Source organism: Bradyrhizobium sp., from assembly GCF_050014615.1.
Taxonomy (GTDB): Bacteria; Pseudomonadota; Alphaproteobacteria; order Rhizobiales; family Xanthobacteraceae; genus Bradyrhizobium.
Genome location: NZ_JBEKCZ010000339.1, coordinates 1 through 3340, shown reverse-complemented (window position 1 = coordinate 3340; position 3340 = coordinate 1). Strand labels below are relative to the sequence as shown.

Genomic DNA, 3340 nt, shown 5'->3' with positions numbered 1-3340 from the left:
ATCTCGGGATCGTCAGTGGTGTCGTGTACCGATTTGTAGAAATCGTAGCCTGCCGTTTCACTGGCCAGCGCAATGACGAGGGCATCGTTCTTGGCCAGGAACGGATCGGCGGCCCAGATGGCGGCAGCTTCCGGGCTTTCCAGATCCGGCCATTTGTAGGCGTCGGGCAGCATCACCGGGATGTCGCGAAATCCGGCCCGCGCCCGGGCATCGGCGAGATGAATGCGCGAATAGTCCGACAAGCGCCGAAACAGCGAGCCGACATCGGTGTTGCCATAGCCCTGCATGGCGTCGGCGAGCTGGCCGAATCGCAGCGTCGCCTCTTCCTCGAGCTTGATGGCGTAGGCGAGAAATTCCTCGACGGAGTCCATGATAAAGTTTTCCCTCTGCATCGCCGTGGCGACGTGCTGCGCGACCGGAGCCTAGCATTACAGTTGCCTTTGTGCCTTGAAGTGCGAACGCTGCGCGATCGCCTGATGGGCTCTGCGCCAGAGTGACCATGCGATAATATGAGCGGGTTGGATCCGCTTTCGAGCGAGTCGGATGGCGATGCGTCGGACTTCCTGCATTGACCAACGGATCAATGACGGCGTGACGATGCGTTTGTTTTTGCGGTGGTTCGGCGTTGTGTTTTTTTTGGCGGCGACGGATTGGCGCGATGGCGGATCGCCGCCATCATGGCGAAGGCGAGCATCGCCATAGAAACGTGGCGATGCCACCCATGCCAGGATCTGCTCTCGTTGTGATCGAGCCCGAACTCGTTCTTTGCGGTCTCGAAACTGTCCTCGATCGCCCACCGATGGCCTTCGACCGCCACTAGCGTTTCGATCGATGTCGCCGCTGGACACCAAGTGGTGAAGAAGGCGAGATCGCCATCAGCGATATGACGGCGGATCAACAGACCGCGTGTCCAAAGGCCTTGCTTTGCGCCGTTGAATTCTTCGGCATCGAGATCGGCCAATTCGAGATAGCACCAATCGTGCAGCCGCGGTCCTTTGGTTCCGGCTCCCGCCGATAAGCGTTTCCAGTCAGACGGGCGCCGCGTCAAGGCGATGTCCGCGGCCGTGCCGGCGACCGATCGCCGCCTGCCAGAGGATTGAAACACATGAGCGCTGTTGACCCCGAGCACATAGCCCTTGCCTGCCTGGCGTAGTTGTTTTTCGACATCGCCGATACCGTAGACAGTATCGGCGGCAACCCACTTGAATGGCACGGACGCGGCTATAGCGCGTGCAATCATTGCCGTGGCAAGCTTTGGTTTGGTCGCAAAGCCGGTATCGGCAGGCACGTATGCGGCTTCCAGCCGGTCTGGATCGTCGGTCCATTCCTTCGGAAGATACAGCGCGCGATCGATGAACGCATGACCGTGGCGCGAAACGTAGGCTGCGAAGACTCCGATCTGGCAGTTCGTGATCTTGCCCGCGGAGCCCGTGTATTGCCGCCCCACTCCGCACGAGGCCTTGCCCTGCTTGAGAAAGCCGGTCTCGTCGATCACGAGCACCGCGTCGTCATCCGCCAAATGCTCGAGGACATAATCGCGGACGATATCGCGAAGAGCATCAGCATCCCAATCCCGGCGACCCAGGATCGCCTGCTGCCGCCATGGACCAGGATCGCCAGCGGCCTCAGCACGCATCCAACCGGTCTTGCGTTGCTCATCGCCGAGCAAACCTTCCAGAAACAGGCCTGCATTCCTCGCGACACGCTCTTGCCCGAACAACGGACGTATCCGCTTCTTGATCTCACGAAGCGACGCCGCCCATAACGCAAGCGTCTCTTCAATCGACGCTGCCCGCGTCCACGATGTTCGAATCATGGTTGCCCATGGATTCAGATATCTTTAGACAAGGCAACTGTAATGCTAGGCCGGCCTGGCGAGCGGCAGGCGTCCTCACGGCGGCGGGATCGCGAGCAGGGCTACTCGGTGGAATGACACATGTCTGAATCAGTTGAAAGAGGAGAGATGAGACATCATGGATCGTAGAACGCTTCTTTTGGGCGGTACAGCAGCGCTTGCCGCCAGCACTTTGCCCGCATTCGCCGAAAACGCGGGTGAGATACGGATCGGCTTCACCTATCCATTGTCAGGTGCGGCCGCCCAGATCGGCGTCGACGCGCAAAGGGCGTTCGAGACCGCAGCCGAGATTATCAACAACAATTTCGATTTCGACTTGCCGATGGCAAAGGGCGAGGGTCTGCCGGGGTTGGGCGGCGCCAAGGTGCGAATGATCTTTGCCGATCATCAATCCGATCCGCAGAAGGGCCGTGCCGAGGCCGAGCGCCTGATCACCCAGGAAAACGTCTGCGCAATCATCGGCACCTATCAAAGCGCGGTCGCGGTCACCGTCAGCCAGACCTGCGAGCGTTACCAGATTCCCTTTGTCTCTGCCGAAAATTCCTCGCCGAGTTTGCACAGGCGTGGATTGAAATATTTCTTCCGTCCAGCGCCGCATGACGAAATGTATTCGGCGGCGATGTTCGACTTCTTCGATGCGATGAAGAAGAAGGGTACCAAGATCGAGACGTTGTCGCTGTTCCACGAGGACACGATCTTCGGCACCGACTCCGGCAATGCGCAGGCCAAGCTTGCGGCCGAGCGCGGCTACAAGATCGTGGCCGATATCAAGTACCGCTCCAACACGCCCTCGCTCTCAGCCGAGGTGCAGCAGCTCAAGGCGGTCAATGCCGACGTGCTGATGCCGTCAAGCTACACCACGGATGCCATTCTCCTGATCAAGACCATGGCCGAGCTTGGCTACAAGGCGAACGCGATCGTGGCGCAAGACGGAGGCTTCTCTGACAAGGCGCTCTATGACGCGGTCGGCGACAAGCTCGAGCACGTGATCTCGCGCAGCACCTTCTCGCTCGATCTCGCCACCAAGCGGCCGATGGTCGGCACCATCAACGCCATGTACAAGGAAAAGTCCGGCAAAGATTTCAACGACCTCACCTCGCGAGAATTTATGGGCCTTCTGGTACTGGCGGACGCGATCAACCGTGCCAAGTCGACAGACGGCCCGAAGATTCGCGACGCGTTAGCTGCGACCGATATTTCGGGGGGACAGACCATCATGCCCTGGAGGCGCATCAAGTTCGACGAGACGGGCCAGAACAACGACGCCGACCCGGTGCTGCTGCAATATGTCGGCGGCAAGTTCGTCACCATCTTCCCGCCGCAAGCCGCCGTCGCCGAAGCCACCTGGCCGATGAAGTGAAAATCTGCCCGCTGGTGCCGACATGCTAAAGCATGATTCAACGGGGTTGAATCATGCTCGTCGCCCATCTTCTTGTTTGAGCATGATCTTTTCGGAAAACCGGTTCCCACTTTTCCGGATCACGC

3 protein-coding genes are annotated in these 3340 nt (G+C 59.4%); 1 reads left to right on the top strand and 2 read right to left on the bottom strand.

Translation table 11 applies throughout. The annotated features are described in order from the left end of the window. Positions 1-371: ferritin-like domain-containing protein (locus tag ABR948_RS29220; protein WP_428124747.1), on the bottom strand; the 371-nt coding region annotated here is incomplete at its 3' end. Between the two features lie 209 nt (positions 372-580). Further along, positions 581-1816 carry an IS701 family transposase gene (locus ABR948_RS29215; protein ID WP_428124745.1) on the bottom strand — a complete coding sequence of 412 codons (1236 nt, stop codon included), beginning with the start codon at positions 1814-1816 and terminating at the stop codon, positions 581-583. A gap of 157 nt (positions 1817-1973) precedes the next feature. Between ABR948_RS29215 and ABR948_RS29210 the strand changes: the two genes are divergently transcribed. Further along, complete coding sequence (locus ABR948_RS29210) at positions 1974-3215, top strand: ABC transporter substrate-binding protein (protein ID WP_428124743.1); 1242 nt, start codon at positions 1974-1976, stop codon at positions 3213-3215. Positions 3216-3340: the final 125 nt, after the last annotated feature.

Bases quoted from the DNA above. Each gene is read 5' to 3' on its own strand.
- ABR948_RS29215 (WP_428124745.1), bottom strand. From the start codon at position 1,816: ATGATTCGAACATCGTGGACGCGGGCAGCGTCGATTGAAGAGACGCTT.
- ABR948_RS29210 (WP_428124743.1), top strand. From the start codon at position 1,974: ATGGATCGTAGAACGCTTCTTTTGGGCGGTACAGCAGCGCTTGCCGCC.